Below are 15,427 nucleotides of genomic sequence, written 5' to 3'. Positions count from 1 at the left end.
GCCCGGTGTCCGAAGTGGACACCGCGGCCGGGCTTCGGCACCGCACACGCGGGCTTGAACGCGACATTCGCGTGATTGAAGGCGACATTCGCGTGACTGAAGGCGACACTCGCGTGATCGGGGAGCGAACACGATCGAGGCCGGCGCCGCCAAGGCATACGTGTTGCGGGTGAAGGCCCCCTCCTCTCGGCTGGGCTGAGGGAAGGGGCCTTCACGCGTGACCTAAGCGGTGTAGGTCAGGTTCTTGCCGTTGCCCCCGTCGAACAACTTGATCTTGTCCGCGTCGAACCACAGTTCCACGTTCTGGTTCTCCGCCGCCGAGGACGCCGCCGAGAGGCGGGCCACGATCTGCGACTCGGCGCCCGGGACGTCCGAAGAGCCGCTGTCGGCGGCGAGGTCCGCGAGGTCGGACGAAGACGCGGCCTCGCCTTCGACCGAGAAGTGCGCGAACTTCTCCGAGCCCATCGACTCGAGGACGTCGACGTGGGCGGTGAACGTCGCCCCCTGACGGCCGGCGGAATCCACCAGCGCGGCGTCCTCGAAGTGCTCCGGACGGATGCCGACGATGACCTGACGCGGCGCGTCGGCGGCTTCGACCAGCCGCCGCACGCGGTCGGTGAGCGGGATGTCGCCCAGTGCGCTGCGGGCGGTGCCGTTCTCCAGCGTCGCCGACACGAAGTTCATCGACGGACTGCCGATGAACCCGGCCACGAACAGGTTCGCCGGGTTGTCGTAGAGGAACTGCGGTGCCCCGATCTGCTGCACGTGACCCGCCCGCAGCACGACGACCCGGTCACCGAGGGTCATGGCCTCGGTCTGGTCGTGGGTGACGTAGAGCGTCGTCGTGCCCAGCTGTTTCTGGATCTTCGACACCGAGGTCCGCATCTGGCCGCGGAGTTTCGCGTCCAGGTTGGACAGGGGCTCGTCCATCAGGAACGCTTTGGGATTACGGACGATCGCGCGCCCCATCGCGACGCGCTGCCGCTGCCCGCCGGACAGGTTCGCCGGTTTGCGGTCCAGGTGCCCGGTCAGATCGAGGATCTGCGCCGCCTGCTCGACCTTGGTCCGCACGGTGCGGTCGTCGACCTTGGCCAGCCGCAACGGGAACGCCATGTTCTCCCGCACGCTCATGTGCGGGTACAGGGCGTAGGACTGGAACACCATCGCGATGTCGCGGTCTTTCGGTGCCTTCTCGTTGACCCGCTGGCCGTCGATACGCAGTTCACCGGACGAGATGTCCTCCAGGCCCGCGACCATGTTCAGGGTCGTGGACTTACCGCAGCCCGACGGACCCACCAGGATGATGAACTCGCCGTCGGCGATCGTGATGTCCACTTCGGACACCGCGAGGGCGCCGTCAGGGTAGGACTTGGACACTTTTTCGAGAACGATTTCAGCCATGAATCAGCCCTTCACCGCACCGGACGTCAGCCCCGCCACGATGCGACGCTGGAAGAACAACACGAACAGGATGATCGGGACGGTGATCACCACGGCGGCCGCGGAGATCGTCCCGGTCGGGTCTTCGAACTGCGAGGAACCGGTGAAGAACGACAGCGCCGCCGGGACCGTACGCGAGGCCTCGGTCGAAGTCAGCGAGATCGCGAACAGGAAGTCGTTCCAGCAGAAGATGAACACCAGGATCGCGGTGGTGAACACCCCCGGTGCCGCCAGTGGCGCGATCACCTTCCGGAACGCCTGCGCCGGGGTCGCACCGTCCATCTTCGCCGCCTTCTCCAGCTCCCACGGGATTTCCCGGAAGAACGCGGAAAGCGTGTAGATCGACAGCGGCAGTGCGAACGTGATGTACGGCAGGATCAACCCCGGCCAGGTGTCGAACAGCCCCAGCTCACGTTCGATGTTGAACAGCGGCGTCACCAGCGACACCTGCGGGAACATCGCGATCAGCAGTGACATCCCGACCAGCACCTGCTTGCCGGGGAACTCCAGCCGCGCGATCGCGTACGCCGCCATCGTGCCGAGGACGACCGCGATCACCGTCGCGATGATCGCGATCCCGATCGAGTTCACCAGTGCCCGGATGAACTCCGTGGTCTCGAAGATGTCCGCGTAGTTCTGCCACGTCCATTCCGACGGGATGAAGTTCCCGTCGTCCAGGGTCTCCTTGGTCTTGAACGACAGCGAGACCACCCAGAGCACCGGGAACAGCGCGAACACCAGGACCAGGACGTCGACGAGGCCCCACTTGACTTTGCGGCCGGGAGTGACCGCTCCACCGATGGCCATCAGCGCTTACCCCCGTTGTCTGCCGCCGAAGCACGCTTTTTCGCCGAGGCGCCATCAGCGCCGCCAGGCGCGGCCGTGCCGAACACCTTGATGAAGAGGAACGCGATGATCGCCACCGTGATGAAGATCAGTACCGCCATCGTCGACCCGATGCCGAGGTTCAGGCCCTTGACCAAGTTGTTGTAGGTCTGCATCGACACCGACGACGTATCCTGCGCGCCGTTGGTGAGCACGAAGATGTTGTCGAAGATGCGGAACGCGTCCAGGGTGCGGAACAGCAACGCCACCAGGATCGCCGGTTTCATCACCGGCAGCATCACCTTGGTGAACCGCTGCCACGCGGTCGCGCCGTCCATCGCCGCGGCCTTCAGCAGGTCGTCCGGCACCAGCGCCAGCCCCGCCATCAGCAGCAGTGCCATGAACGGCGTCGTCTTCCACACCTCGGCCAGCACGATGATCGCCAGCGACGGCCAGTATTGGGTCAGCGGGGCGCTGTCCGGGAAGAACAGGTTGGCCAGGTAGCCCGTGTCCGGCGTCCAGGCGTAGTACCAGGAGAACGCCGCGACCACCGTCACGATGCCGTACGGGATCAGGGCGACCGTCCGCACGAGGCCCCGTCCGACCAGGGTCCGGTGCATGATCAGCGCCAGGCCCATGCCGAGGACGAACTCGATCACCACCGAAACGATGGTCAAGCCCATCGTCGTCCCGAACGCCGTCCACCAGTAACCGTTGGACAGCACCGAAATGTAGTTGTCGAGGCCGACGAACTCCCGCTGCGCGGGAAACCTGAGGTCATAACGCTGCAGCGAAAGCCAGATCGAGTAGATGATCGGATATCCGGTGACGGCGATCATCACGAACGCCGCCGGGGCACACAGCCAGAGCCCGAGTCTGCGCTCGGCCCGCTTGCCTTCACTGAGCGCGGGCTTCTTCTTGCCCGGTTCGCTCGCGGTCGCCGAACCGGCGGCTTCCTGCACGGTCACGGGATCACCCCCTTCGACTGGAGCGCGTCGGCGAGCTGTTCCTTCAGCTTCTCCGCCGTCTTCTGCGGATCGATGCCGGAAGGCGGGGAAAGCACCTTCGACAACACGGTCGAGGCGTTCTGGTACGCCGGAGTCAGCGGGCGCACCGCCGCGTCCTTGAGCGCGTCCAGGATCGTTTCCCGCATCGGGTACTTCGTGTCCATGCTCGGGTTGTCGTCGCTCACGCCGGCAGTGGCGTCGAGCGGGACCGTGTCGGTGTAGAGCGACTCGATCGTCGGCGGGACACCGTCCTTGAGCGCGGAGAACTTCTGGTTCTTCTCGTTGCGCAGGCACAGCGCGACCTCGTAGGCCTCGGCCTTGTGCTTCGAAGTCGAGCTGACCGCCAGGTCGTAGCCACCGATCGTGGTCTTGGCGGGTTTGCCCGCCTCGAACTGCGGATAAGTGGTCCACTTGAAGTGGCTCAGGTCGCCGGGCTTCTCCTTGGCGTAGGAGGCGTACACGAACGGCCAGTTCAGCTCGAAGGCGGCGTTGCCACGCTGGAACGCCTGGCGGACGTCGTCCTCCTTCATGTTCGTCAGCGACGGGTCCGTGATCCCGGCCGTGGTGATCTTCTTGAGCATCTCCAGCGCCTTGACCGCGCCCTCGTCCATCACGACGGACTTGCCGTCGTCGGAGAGGATCCTGCCGCCCGCCGATTCGACGAGCGTGTTGTAGATGACGACGAGGCCTTCGTATTGCGCGCCGGTGAACACGACGTTCGCCGGTTTGCCCTGCGCCTTGAGCGCCTGGGCCTGCCGGATCAGCTCGTCCCAGGTCTTCGGCGGCGCCGGGGTCAGCCTGTCGTCGTACCAGAGCAATTGGACGTTCGTGTTCTTGGTCGCCGCGTAGAGCTTTCCGTTCCACATGGCGGTTTCGAGCGGCCCCGGCAGCACGCCGGCGGTCGCCTCGGCCTTGGCCTCACCCGTCCATTCGTCGACCCAGCCCGCCTCGGCGAACTCGGAGACCCAGGTGACGTCCAGCCCCAGTACGTCGAGCGAATCATCGCCGGCGGCCAGGCGGCGCACCATCTGCTCGCGCTGACCGTCGGCTCCTCGCGGCAGTTTGTGGTAAACGACCTCGTACCGGCCGCCCGACGCCTTGGTGCAATCGTCCACAACGGACTGGAAGTTGTCTTCCGGCGCGTAGTAGACGTTGATCTTGAGTCCGGTGTCCGAACCACAGCCCGCCAGCAGACCGACCGTCAGCGCGGTCGCGCCGAGTAGCGAGCCGGCGCGGCCTGGTGAGCGGCCCCTCCGGCTCGCGCTCATCCTCTTCCCCATGAGGCCTCCTCACCCGCGCACGCCCGGGGAGCGGCGGCGCTAGGACGCGTTGAAGACGCCGCGCGCCAGCACCCCGACGTGCTAGTGCTCAGGCGGACACGCTGGAGTACGCGACCGCCCGACTGGTGTTGTGCAACCTATTCCGGGCGATCACCGCCCGCAAGCAGTATCGGTAACGATTCAGCGGACCGCACGACGAACAGGTGAACCAGTACCGCCGAATGTCAGTGGCCCGGCCCCTGGTCACCTGGTGGGAGGGCCGCCCAACGCGAGCTGGGCGAGCAGTTCGCGGCCGCGTTCGGCCGAACGCGGCCGGCAGAGCACGTCGTAGCGGCCGGCGACCAGCTGGCTCGCGGAGGAGAAGTCGCGACGGGACATGCCGTAGCTGATCGCCGCGAAGACCGTCCAAGCCAGGACGCCGAGCACGAGCCCGCCGATCATGGGCTGCCACGCGAACCCCCGGTTGTCGAACATGCCCAGCAGCAGCCCGATGATCAGCCCGAACCACGCGCCCGAGACCGCGCCGGTGCCCAGCGCCCGGCCCCAGCTCAGCTTGCCGAGGACACGCTCGACGAGCATCAGGTCGACACCGACGATGGTCACGTCGGTGACCCCGAACTCCTTCTCCGCGAGATAGTCGACGGCGTGCTGCGCTTCGCCATACGTCGCGTAGGAGCCGATCGGCCAGCCGGAAGGCGGGGTCGGCAGCCTGGGCAGCCCATCCGCGGCCCGGCCGCTTCCGCCAAAGGGAGCACTCACGTAATCACCTCTCGCCCGTCCCGGTCCATCTTCTCAAGGACGGGCGAACGGCGCGAACGTTCAGGAGCGGGACTTGTACTCACGGAGCAGACCGCGGCTGATGATGGTCTTCTGGATCTCACTGGTGCCTTCGCCGATGAGCAGGAACGGCGCTTCGCGCATGAGCCGCTCGATCTCGTATTCCTTGGAGTAGCCGTAGCCGCCGTGGATGCGGAACGAGTCCTGGGTGACCTCGGCGCAGTACTCGCTGGCGATGAGCTTGGCCATGCCCGCTTCGACGTCGTTGCGTTCGCCGGAGTCCTTGAGGCGGGCGGCGTTGACCATCATCAGGTGCGCGGCCTCGACCTTGGTGGCCATCTCGGCGAGTTTGAACGCGATCGCCTGGTGCTCGGCGATGGCCTTGCCGAAAGTCTTGCGCTGCTGGGCGTACTCGACGGCCAGTTCGAACGCGCGGATCGCGATGCCGCAGGCGCGCGCGGCGACGTTCACCCGGCCGACCTCGACACCGTCCATCATGTACGCGAAACCCTTGCCCGGCGCTTCGCCGAGGACCTTGTCCGCGCCGATCTCGTAGCCGTCGAACACGGCTTCGGTGGTGTCGACGCCCTTGTAACCCATTTTGTCGATCTTGCCGGGGATGGTGAGGCCGGGAGCGACCTCGCCGAAGCCCTCGGGCTTCTCGACCAGGAACGTGGTGAGGTTCTGGTGCGCCTTCTCGGCGCCTTCGTCGGTCTTGACGAGCAGCGCGACCAGGGTGGAGCTGCCGCCGTTGGTCAGCCACATCTTCGCACCGTCGATGACGTAACCGTCGTCGGTCCTGCGGGCACGGGTCTTGATCGCGGCGACGTCGGAGCCGAGGTCCGGCTCGGACATCGAGAACGAGCCGCGGACCTCACCGGTCGCCATCCGCGGCAGGAAGTGCTGCTTCTGCTCGGGCGTCCCATGACGGGAGATCATGTGCGCCACGATGAAGTGCGTGTTGATCACGCCCGACACGCTCATCCAGCCGCGTGCGATCTCCTCGACCACGAGCGCGTAGGTCAGCAGCGATTCGCCGAGGCCGCCGTACTCCTCCGGGATGGTGAGCCCGAACAGCCCCATTTCCTTCATTCCCTCGACGATGTCGGCGGGATAGGTGTCGGAATGCTCGAGCTCCTGCGCGCGCGGGATGATCTCCTTGTCCACGAACTGGCGGACCGTGGCCAGGATCTCGGACTGCACGTCGGTCAAACCGGCGGTCTGGGCGAGGCGAGCCATGGCTGCTCCTAAATTCGCGCGCACCGGGCTCCCGGCGCTGGGTTACCGGTGAGTATGACGCCTGAGCGGGGACCTCGCTATGAGCGCAGTCACGCGTACGCCATCCGTGGCCATGTCACCACAGCGACAAGGCGATCCCAGTCCGAGGGGACGGACCTGGTTCAGCAGCCCTTCGGTGGGTTCCCCTTGCAATCGGTGAAGCGGGCGGCCAGGGCACGGAGCCGCGGGCGTCTCGTGAGCCGTCCCCGGATACGGTGGTGTCCCGCACGAACCAGGGGGCCAACCGGATGAGCAGTTCCGACTCTCAGGACACACCGCCGACGTCGTCCTACACCGACTCGGACACCTTCGCGGACCCGACATCGGCTCCGTCGGCGTCTTCTGAGCCAACAGCGGCTTCTGAGTCAACAGCGGCTTCTGAGTCAACAGCGGCTTCTGAGTCTTCGGCGGCCGAGACCGTGGCGAGTTCGACGGAACCACGGCAGTTCCAGCCGCCGGCGCCCTTCACGCCGCCCGCGCCGTTCGAGCCGCCCGCTCCGTTCGGGGCACCTTCGGCTTCTGCCCCGGACCCCGCTCCTGCTCCCGATCCGGCTTCCGTGCCGGTCCCGGACGAGACGTACGGGCAGGCCATCGACCCGCTGACCGCCGAGCCCGTTCCGCCGCCGTTCGCGGCTCCGCCGGTTCCTCCGGTGTATGCGCCCGCGCCGCTGCCGGTCGCGTATCCGTCGCCGCGGCCGTACAACCCGTACGCGGTGGTGGCGCCTCCGCGATCACAGGAAAACGGGATGGCGATCGCCGGACTGGTGTGCTCGATCGTCGGCCTCTGCTCGTGCGTCACCGTGATCGTCGGCCTGATCCTGGGACACATCGGGCTGGCGAAGGCGAATCGCGGCGAGGCGGGCGGACGCGGCATCGCGCTCGCGGCGGTGATCATCGCTTACGTCGTCATCGCGCTGTACGTCGGTTTCGGCGGGACCTTCATCATCCTCGGCGTGCGGGGCGAGCTGGATTAGCGCGGTCTCACGCGCGGCGAGAGCAAGGGACCTTTGCTCTCGCCTGACTCGCTGAGCTGGGGTTTTCGCTGATCGAGCCCGACCTGAGGTCGCTCAGCCGACACCCGGGTGTTGTTCCGCGTCGTCCGGTTCGCGCGGCGCCGGCGCCACCTCACCGTCGCCCTGCGCAGGAGGAGCCTCGCGCTTCGGCGTGTTCGCGTCGAGGAAACGCAGCAGTTCCACCGGGAACGGCAGGACGAGCGTCGAGTTCTTCTCCGCCGAGACCTGCACGACGGTCTCCAACAGCCGCAACTGCAGCGCCGCCGGGGTGTCGGCCATGGTCGCGGCCGCCTGCGAGAGCTTGTACGACGCCTGGAGTTCCCCGTCCGCCGAGATGACCCGCGCGCGTCGTTCGCGTTCGGCTTCGGCCTGGCGGGACATCGAGCGTTTCATCGACTCCGGCAGCGCGACGTCCTTGATCTCGACCCGGTCGATGTGGATACCCCAGTCCAGCGCCGGGCTGTCGATCATCAGCTCCAGCCCCTCGTTGAGCCGTTCGCGGTTGGACAGCAGGTCGTCCAGGTCGCTCTTGCCGATGATGGACCGCAGCGAGGTCTGCGCGACCTGGCCGACGGCCGAGCGGTAGTCCTGCACGTTGACCGCGGCCAGCACCGGGTCGATCACCTTGAAGTACACCACCGCGTCCACCCGCACGGTGACGTTGTCGCGGGTGATGCCGTCCTGTGCGGGGATCGGCATCGTGACGATCTGCATGTTGACCTTCTGCAGCCGGTCCGCGAACGGCACCAGCAGCGCGAGTCCCGGCTGCCGGATGTTCGGGCGCACCCGCCCGAACCGGAACACGAGGCCGCGTTCGTACTGTTTCACCACGCGAAGGCCGGCCGCGAACCAAGCACCGCCCGCGACGGCGACCGCACTGAGAATCTCCACCACCATGGCTGCTCCCGGGGTTGTTCTCGCTGTTCACGGTACGCCGGGCGGGTCACGGGGAAAACACGGTGGACAGGCCTGCCAAGGTGGGTCCGTGACCGGTTTCAAGATCCCGCCCAGATTCCTCGATCGCGCCGCCGGACTCGGCCCCGGAGCCGCCGAATGGCTCGACTCGCTGCCGTTCCTCGCCGAGAAGTACACCGCCAAGTGGCAGCTCGACTACGACGGCGAGGCCATGCACGGTTTCGTCGGCGTCGCGCAGCCCGTGCGCCGCGCGGACGGCTCCCCCGCCATCCTCAAACTCGGCTGGCCGCACGAGGAATCCGGCGACGAACCGCTGGCACTGTCCACTTGGGCCGGTCAGGGCGCGGTTCTGATGTACGACAACGTGCCCGAGGACGGCGTGCTGCTCCTGGAGCGGCTCGACGCCACCCGGTCGCTGGAAACGGAGCCGATCCGGCAGGCCGTCGAGACGGTCGGCGCGATCGCGCGACGGTTGGCCGTCCCCGCTCCCGAAACGCTGCGGCGCTCCCTTCGCGAGGAAGCCGCGGAGCTGGTCACCGAACTCCCGGCGTCCTGGAGCGAACTGGGTGAACCGTTCGACCGCGAGTACGTCGACGCGGCCGTGGAAGTCTGCGTGCACCTCGGCCCGGAAGCCGGTGAGCTGATGGTGAACGAGGACCTGCACTTCGAGAACGTCCTCGCCGGGGACCGCGAACCGTGGCTGGTGATCGACCCGAAGCCACTTTCGGGGGATCTCGAGTTCGGCGCGATCTCGATCCTCTGGAACCGGGCGAACGAGTCCACAATGGACGAGAAGATCGCGTGGTTCGCCGAGGCGGCCGAAGTGGACGCCGAACGCACACGCGCGTGGACGCTCGTCCGCGCGGTGCGGAATTGGATCTGGCTCCACGAGGACCTCGCCGAAGGCGCGTCGCCCGAGACCATCGCCGAAGACCCGGCCTACGCCGCCGTTCCCGCAATCGCCGCCTGGGCATTGCCCTGATCACACGAATCGTCTCCCGCCCCGTGAGCCGATAACCTTCGGGCATGGCAGCCGTGAACAGGGTATTCGCAGCTCAACTGGCCGGTTTGCCGGTTTTCGGACCCGATGGCGAATCGATCGGGAAGGTGCGGGACGTGGTGGCCGGCCTGCGTTTGGATCAGCAGCCACCGCGGATCCTGGGCATCGTGGTCGAACTGACGACCAGGCGCCGGGTGTTCGTGCCGATGTTGCGGGTGACCTCGATCGAGCCCAGCGCGGTCACCCTCGCCACCGGATCGGTGAACATGCGGCGCTTCCATCAGCGGCCCAACGAGGTACTGGTGGTCGGGCAGCTTTTCGACGCGTACGCGACGCTCACGGGCTCGGACACCCGCGTCACCGTCGTCGACGCCGGCATGGAGCCGACGCGAACGCGGGACTGGGTGCTCGCGAAACTCGCGATCCGCGAACGGTCGAGCAGACTCGGCCTGGGCAAGCGGCGCACGCCGATGCAGGTGCTGCCGTGGTCGGAGGTGTCCGGACTGGGGCTCACCGACCTGACCGGCCAGACCCAGGGCGCGGCGCAGCTGCTGATGCTGTTCGACACCATGCGCGCGGCCGACATCGCCGCCACGGTCCGTGATCTGCCGCTGAAACGGCGGCATGAGGTGGCCGACGCGATGGACGACGAGCACCTCGCCGACGTGATCGAGGAGCTTCCCGAGGACGACCAGAAGGAACTGATGTCCTACCTCGCCGAGGAACGGGCTGCCGACATCCTCGAAGCGATGAACCCCGACGACGCCGCCGACCTGCTGGCCGAACTGGCGCCCGCCGACCAGAACCGGTTCCTGGAACTGATGGAACCCGAGGAATCGGCGCCGGTGAAACGGCTGCTGGAGTACTCCTCCGACACCGCGGGCGGGCTGATGACCCCCGAACCGGTGGTGCTGACGCCGGACGCCACGGTCGCGGAGGCGCTCGCGCACATCCGCAACGCCGACCTCCCGGCGGCGCTGGCGAGCATGGTGTTCGTCAGCCGTCCGCCGACGGAGACGCCGACGGGCCGCTTCGTCGGTGTCGTGCACTTCCAGCGGCTGTTGCGCGAACCACCCGCGGAGATGGTGGCGAGCACCGTGGACACCCAGTTGCCCGCGCTGCGGCCGAACGCGACCTTGTCCGAGGTCACCCGCTACTTCGCCGCCTACAACCTCACCTGCGGGCCGGTGGTGGACGCCGAGCACCACCTGCTCGGCGCGGTCACCGTCGACGACGTGCTCGACCACCTGCTGCCGGAGGACTGGCGCGAGACCGGGCTGCACGACAGCACCGGCGAGACCACCGAAGAGAGCGAGGAGGCCGAACGTGCCTGAACTGACGTCCGGTCGACGGCTCGACCAGCCCCGCGGCCAAGGCCGGTTCCGGCTGAACCTGGATCCGGACACCTTCGGCAGGCTCACCGAACGGGTCGCGCGGTTCCTCGGCACCGGCAAGTACCTGTTCTGGCAGACACTCACGGTCATCGTCTGGATCGTGCTGAACCTGGTGGCGGTCTCCCTGCGCTGGGACCCGTACCCGTTCATCCTGCTGAACCTGGCGTTCTCCACCCAGGCCGCCTACGCCGCGCCGCTCATCCTGCTGGCGCAGAACCGCCAGGACGACCGCGACCGCGTCTCGCTGGAGGAAGACCGGAACCGCGCCGAACAGACCAAGGCGGACACCGAATACCTCGCCCGGGAGCTGGCGTCGCTGCGGATCGCGCTCGGCGAGGTCGCCACCCGGGACTTCCTGCGGGGCGAACTCGACCGGCTCCGCGAAGATCTCGATGCCAAGCCGCGCAAGGCCAGACCCGACCGCGCCGCTACCGGTACGTAACATGGTGGGGTGACCAGTACGCAGCAACTCCCCAGCGTCGACGATGTCCGCACCGCGCTGAAGGCCGTGTACGACCCGGAGATCAAGAAACCGATCACCGAACTCGGCATGGTCAAGGGCGTGGAGGTGGGCTCGGACGGTGTGGTCACCGTCGGGATCTACCTGACGGTCGCCGGCTGCCCGCTGAAGGCGACACTGACCAACGACACCACCGAAGCCGTCAAGAAGCTCCCCGGCGTCAGCGACGTCCGGGTCGAGCTCGACGTGATGAGTGACGAACAACGCACGGAGCTGCGAAAATCCCTGCGCGGTGACGCCGCGGAACCGGTGATCCCGTTCGCGCAGCCGGGTTCGCTGACGCGGGTCTACTGCGTCGCGTCCGGCAAGGGCGGCGTCGGCAAGTCCTCGGTGACGGTGAACCTCGCGGCCGCGATGGCCGAACGCGGGCTTTCCGTCGGCGTGGTGGACGCGGACATCTACGGGCACTCGGTGCCGCGGATGCTCGGCGCGCGGGAGAAGCCGACCAAGGTCGACACCATGATCATGCCGCCGCAGGCGCACGGCGTGAAGGTCATCTCCATCGGCATGTTCACCCCGGGCAACACCCCCGTGGTGTGGCGCGGGCCGATGCTGCACCGCGCGCTGCAGCAGTTCCTCGCCGACGTGTTCTGGGGCGACCTCGACATCCTGCTGCTGGACCTGCCGCCGGGCACCGGCGACATCGCGATCTCGGTGGCGCAGCTCATCCCGAACGCGGAGATCCTGGTCGTCACCACCCCGCAGCAGGCGGCCGCCGAGGTGGCCGAGCGCGCGGGCGCGATCGCGTTGCAGACGCGGCAGCGGGTGGCCGGGGTCATCGAGAACATGTCGTGGCTGGAAACGCCCGACGGCGGACGGATGGAGATCTTCGGCTCCGGCGGTGGGCAGTCCGTCGCCGATTCGCTGTCGAAGTCGGTCGGGTCGACCGTGCCGCTGCTCGGCCAGGTCCCGATGGACCCGCGCGTGGTCTCCCACGGCGACGCGGGCACGCCGATCGTGCTGGCCGAACCGGACGCGCCGGCGTCGCTCGTGCTCAAGGAGGCGGCGAAGAAGCTGACCGTCCGGGCGCGCGGGCTGGCCGGGATGATGCTGAACGTCACCCCCGCGGGCCGCTGACCCCCTCTTCGCAATTGGTCCCCTACTTGCGAGGGATGACCATCGCAAGTAGGTGACCGATTGCGGGAAGGTCAGGTGGCGTCGGGGTCGACCGGCGGGCGTTCCCCGGGCTTCAGCGGCTCCGGCTGCGAGGCCGTCGCCGGGTAGCCGTTGGGCTTCGCGGCGCCGTTGGACCCGTTCGCGCCCTTGGTGCCGTTGACGTCCTTGAGCCCCAGCGGATCCGTGTCACCGTCGAACAGGTGCTGGGTGACGACCCGCTTCGGGTCGAAGTTCCGCAGGCCCCGCAGGTCTTCCAGCGGCTTGCGCAGCTGATCGAACTCCGGGCCCATCTCTTCGCGCAGTTGCGTCTTGGCCCCGGTCGCGAAATCCCGGACCTTGCGGACACTCTTCGCCATCCAGGCCGCCGCTTCGGGCAGCCGTTCCGGACCGAGGATGAAAAGACCCGCGACGACGATGATGAGGATCTCGCCCCAGCCGACACTCTCGAACACCCGTGTGAACCTCCGCCTCGGCGTCTTCCCCGTTCAGGGTACCCCGGCCGAACTCGCTAGTCCGAGGCCAGTTTCACGTCCACCACAAGCGAAGACCCATCCCGGACAAGGCGGACAGGGACCACTTCGCCGACTTCGCGCGCGCGGACCGCGACGAGCAGCTCCGCCGAGTCGCGCACGGCCCGTCCGCCGACTTCGGTGACGACGTCGCCTTCCTTGATCCCGGCCGAGGCGGCCGGGCCGCCGGGGGCCACGTTGCGGACCTGCGCGCCCATGGTGCTGGAGCCCGCGACGGTGGACGAAGCGTTGATGCCGATGTCGGGATGGACGACCTTGCCGTCCTTGATCAGTGTTTTCGCGATCTTCACCGCGTAGTCGCTCGGAATGGCGAAACCGATGCCGATGCTGCCGCCTTCGGCGCTGGACGAGCGGATCGCCGAGTTGATCCCGACCAGCGCGCCGGTCGCGTCCACGAGCGCGCCGCCCGAGTTGCCGTGGTTGATCGCGGCGTCGGTCTGGATGGCCTCGTAGATCACCGGCGCGCTGCCACCGTCGCCGCCCGCGGTGACCGGCCGGTTGAGCGCGCTCACGATGCCGGCGGTGACCGAGTTCTGCAGCGCCAGCGGTGAACCGACGGCGATCACCGAGTCCCCGACGGCGAGGTCGGACGACTTCCCGACCTGCAACGCGGTCAGGTTGCCGACGTCGACCTTGACCACGGCCAGGTCGGTTTTGGGGTCGGCGCCGACGACCTTCGCCTCGACGCGCCTGCCGTCGAAGAACACGGCGGTGACCTTGGTGGCCGAATCGGTCGTCGCGGTGGAGATCACGTGTTCGTTCGTGAGCACGTAGCCCTGGGTGTCGATGACGACGCCGGAGCCCTGCTGACCGGCTTCGGCGCCGGGCTTGAACACCTCGAGCGAGACCACGGCGGGCGCCACCCGGTGGGCGATGTCCGCGATCGAGCCCGCCGGACGTTCCTTGGCCGCGTCGGCTTCGGAGATGCTGGCCTGGCCGGTCAGTTCGCTGCCGGTGTCGGCGAACCACCAGCCGATCAGCCCCCCGGCGGCGCCGACGACCAGCGCGACGGCGGCGAGCATCGCGAGCGCCTTCGCCTGCACACGCCGTCCGAAGAGAACCTCCGGCAGGCTCAGCAGCGCACCCTGCGGGCGCTTCGCGTCCTTCTCCTCTTCCGAGTCCTGCTGGACGGCGGGCCCGGCGAGCACCGCACCGGAGCCGGGGTCGCGCCACGGGTCCGAAGTCGTGGTCCAGAGCGGACCTTCCGCACCGTTCGAGGACGGTTCGGAGCCGTTGGACCCGTGCGGCCGCTCGAGCACGACACCTTCGGCGCCCGGCGGACGGCGAAAGGCCTCGGCGAGCGATTCCGGTGTCGGGGGCGCCAGGTTCAGTCCCGGCGCGGCCTGCCCGTTCGCGCCGGGCTGGTACAGCTTGTCGAAGGCGCCGTCGACGCCGCGCGGCCTGCCGAACGTGGCCGCCTGCGCCGGATCGACGGCGGGCCTGGCCAGCGGGCGCGGCGCCAGCCGATCGCCCGCTGGCTCACCAGGCTGCTGCGGATTCGCGTTCGGCTGCTCGGTCATCATTCCCCGGGACTGAGATCAGGTTGGCCGGACGCGAGAGTACGCCAAGCCTCGCCCTGGATTCTGCCGTGACCACGGTGAAGTGCGCGTTGATTCCCCGGATCGGCCAACAAATGTGACACTTGAGGAAACCATGTCTCACATCTGGCAGTCTAATGGGCATGTCGGAGAACCCGGGGGCTCCTTTTCCGCCCCAGAACGTCCCTCAGCAGCAATGGCCGCAGCCGCAGTGGCCGCAGCACCAGGGCTGGCCACAGCAGCCGCCCAAGAAAAAAGGCTTGTCCACCAAGGTGAAAGTGCTGTTGCTCGTCGCCGCGCTCGTCGTGGTCGGCGGCGGGATCGGCCTGATCCTGGTGATGAAGGCGGCCGCCGGGCCGGAGAAACAGGCCACCAAACTGGAGGTCGGCGACTGTGTCCAGCTCACCGGCGCCGGAAAAGAGGCCGACGCGACGAAGACCGCGTGCGACAACCCGCAGACGCCGTACGTCGTGAGCGTGAAGGGCTCGGTCAAGGGCGACTGCCCCAAGGGCTTCTACAGCTACTCGGTACCGACCCCGTTGCGCGGTGAGGGCGTCGGCCTGTGCCTGGGGCTCAACGCCCAGATCGGGCTGTGTTTCGACGTCATCGAAACCAAGACCCCGCCGCCGCTGGTGAACTGCTCGGGAGCACGGCTGAAGATCAGCGAGGTGTTCGACCAGGCGAGCTACGTGACCAGCCCGTGCAAAGAAGGCACGGAAGAGGTGATCTCCTACACGGCGTACGGCGCGGCACAGAAGTTCAAGAGCGCGACGATCTGCTTCGTCAAACCCTGA

Annotated in this window: 15 protein-coding genes; 6 read left to right on the top strand and 9 right to left on the bottom strand. The window is 67.7% G+C overall.

The genetic code is table 11. The features are described 5' to 3' along the window. Positions 1-222: 222 nt before the first annotated feature. The 6 genes from ugpC to P3102_RS04995 form a co-directional block, all read right to left on the bottom strand. Complete coding sequence (gene ugpC, locus P3102_RS05020; RefSeq protein WP_276366913.1) at positions 223-1,401, bottom strand: sn-glycerol-3-phosphate ABC transporter ATP-binding protein UgpC; 1,179 nt, start codon at positions 1,399-1,401, stop codon at positions 223-225. A gap of 3 nt (positions 1,402-1,404) precedes the next feature. Continuing rightward, positions 1,405-2,247, bottom strand: coding sequence for a carbohydrate ABC transporter permease (locus P3102_RS05015; protein ID WP_276366911.1), 843 nt, complete (start codon positions 2,245-2,247; stop codon positions 1,405-1,407). Further along, positions 2,247-3,233 carry a sugar ABC transporter permease gene (locus P3102_RS05010; RefSeq protein WP_276366910.1) on the bottom strand — a complete coding sequence of 329 codons (987 nt, stop codon included), beginning with the start codon at positions 3,231-3,233 and terminating at the stop codon, positions 2,247-2,249. Before P3102_RS05010 ends, P3102_RS05015 begins: the two co-directional genes overlap by 1 nt. Beyond that, positions 3,230-4,552 carry an ABC transporter substrate-binding protein gene (locus tag P3102_RS05005; protein WP_276366908.1) on the bottom strand — a complete coding sequence of 441 codons (1,323 nt, stop codon included), beginning with the start codon at positions 4,550-4,552 and terminating at the stop codon, positions 3,230-3,232. The genes P3102_RS05010 and P3102_RS05005 overlap by 4 nt, the downstream gene beginning before the upstream one ends. Positions 4,553-4,795: 243 nt before the next feature. Beyond that, complete coding sequence (locus P3102_RS05000) at positions 4,796-5,311, bottom strand: general stress protein (protein WP_276366907.1); 516 nt, start codon at positions 5,309-5,311, stop codon at positions 4,796-4,798. A 60-nt stretch (positions 5,312-5,371) separates the two neighbouring features. Further along, positions 5,372-6,568 (bottom strand): acyl-CoA dehydrogenase family protein, encoded by a 1,197-nt coding sequence (locus P3102_RS04995; protein ID WP_276366905.1) that lies wholly within the window; start codon positions 6,566-6,568, stop codon positions 5,372-5,374. 596 nt (positions 6,569-7,164) lie between these two features. On the opposite strand from P3102_RS04995, the gene P3102_RS04990 reads away from it, so the two are divergent. Next, complete coding sequence (locus P3102_RS04990; protein WP_276366903.1) at positions 7,165-7,581, top strand: DUF4190 domain-containing protein; 417 nt, start codon at positions 7,165-7,167, stop codon at positions 7,579-7,581. Between the two features lie 93 nt (positions 7,582-7,674). Here P3102_RS04990 and P3102_RS04985 read toward each other — a convergent pair whose 3' ends face one another. Then, a complete protein-coding gene (locus P3102_RS04985) occupies positions 7,675-8,517 on the bottom strand; it encodes a slipin family protein (RefSeq protein WP_276366902.1) in 843 nt (280 codons plus the stop codon). An 88-nt stretch (positions 8,518-8,605) separates the two neighbouring features. Here P3102_RS04985 and P3102_RS04980 point away from each other — a divergent pair, with 88 nt between their 5' ends. From P3102_RS04980 to P3102_RS04965, 4 genes are read left to right on the top strand one after another with little or no spacing between them, the layout of a single operon-like run. Continuing rightward, positions 8,606-9,517 (top strand): aminoglycoside phosphotransferase family protein, encoded by a 912-nt coding sequence (locus tag P3102_RS04980; protein ID WP_276366900.1) that lies wholly within the window; start codon positions 8,606-8,608, stop codon positions 9,515-9,517. Positions 9,518-9,561: 44 nt separating this feature from the next. After that, positions 9,562-10,869 (top strand): CBS domain-containing protein, encoded by a 1,308-nt coding sequence (locus P3102_RS04975; protein ID WP_276366898.1) that lies wholly within the window; start codon positions 9,562-9,564, stop codon positions 10,867-10,869. Further along, positions 10,862-11,371 (top strand): DUF1003 domain-containing protein, encoded by a 510-nt coding sequence (locus P3102_RS04970; protein ID WP_276366897.1) that lies wholly within the window; start codon positions 10,862-10,864, stop codon positions 11,369-11,371. The genes P3102_RS04975 and P3102_RS04970 overlap by 8 nt, the downstream gene beginning before the upstream one ends. Before the next feature lie 9 nt (positions 11,372-11,380). Continuing rightward, positions 11,381-12,526, top strand: coding sequence for an Mrp/NBP35 family ATP-binding protein (locus P3102_RS04965; protein ID WP_276366895.1), 1,146 nt, complete (start codon positions 11,381-11,383; stop codon positions 12,524-12,526). A 71-nt stretch (positions 12,527-12,597) separates the two neighbouring features. Here the strand turns inward: P3102_RS04965 and tatB are convergent, their stop codons facing one another. Beyond that, positions 12,598-13,017, bottom strand: coding sequence for a Sec-independent protein translocase protein TatB (tatB, locus tag P3102_RS04960; protein ID WP_276366894.1), 420 nt, complete (start codon positions 13,015-13,017; stop codon positions 12,598-12,600). 56 nt (positions 13,018-13,073) lie between these two features. Continuing rightward, entirely contained in the window at positions 13,074-14,615 is a 1,542-nt protein-coding gene (locus tag P3102_RS04955) for a trypsin-like peptidase domain-containing protein (RefSeq protein ID WP_276366892.1), read from the bottom strand. Between the two features lie 161 nt (positions 14,616-14,776). Between P3102_RS04955 and P3102_RS04950 the strand changes: the two genes are divergently transcribed. Beyond that, positions 14,777-15,427 (top strand): hypothetical protein, encoded by a 651-nt coding sequence (locus tag P3102_RS04950; RefSeq protein ID WP_276366891.1) that lies wholly within the window; start codon positions 14,777-14,779, stop codon positions 15,425-15,427.

This window comes from Amycolatopsis sp. QT-25, from assembly GCF_029369745.1.
Lineage (GTDB): Bacteria > Actinomycetota > Actinomycetes > Mycobacteriales > Pseudonocardiaceae > Amycolatopsis.
The sequence above is the reverse complement of the archived record's forward strand: the minus strand, read 5'-3'. Positions and strand labels throughout refer to the sequence as shown.

Bases quoted from the DNA above. Each gene is read 5' to 3' on its own strand.
- ugpC (WP_276366913.1), bottom strand. From the start codon at position 1,401: ATGGCTGAAATCGTTCTCGAAAAAGTGTCCAAGTCCTACCCTGACGGC.
- P3102_RS05005 (WP_276366908.1), bottom strand. From the start codon at position 4,552: ATGGGGAAGAGGATGAGCGCGAGCCGGAGGGGCCGCTCACCAGGCCGC.
- P3102_RS04985 (WP_276366902.1), bottom strand. From the start codon at position 8,517: ATGGTGGTGGAGATTCTCAGTGCGGTCGCCGTCGCGGGCGGTGCTTGG.
- P3102_RS04975 (WP_276366898.1), top strand. From the start codon at position 9,562: ATGGCAGCCGTGAACAGGGTATTCGCAGCTCAACTGGCCGGTTTGCCG.
- P3102_RS04950 (WP_276366891.1), top strand. From the start codon at position 14,777: ATGTCGGAGAACCCGGGGGCTCCTTTTCCGCCCCAGAACGTCCCTCAG.
- P3102_RS04955 (WP_276366892.1), bottom strand. From the start codon at position 14,615: ATGACCGAGCAGCCGAACGCGAATCCGCAGCAGCCTGGTGAGCCAGCG.
- P3102_RS04995 (WP_276366905.1), bottom strand. From the start codon at position 6,568: ATGGCTCGCCTCGCCCAGACCGCCGGTTTGACCGACGTGCAGTCCGAG.
- P3102_RS05015 (WP_276366911.1), bottom strand. From the start codon at position 2,247: ATGGCCATCGGTGGAGCGGTCACTCCCGGCCGCAAAGTCAAGTGGGGC.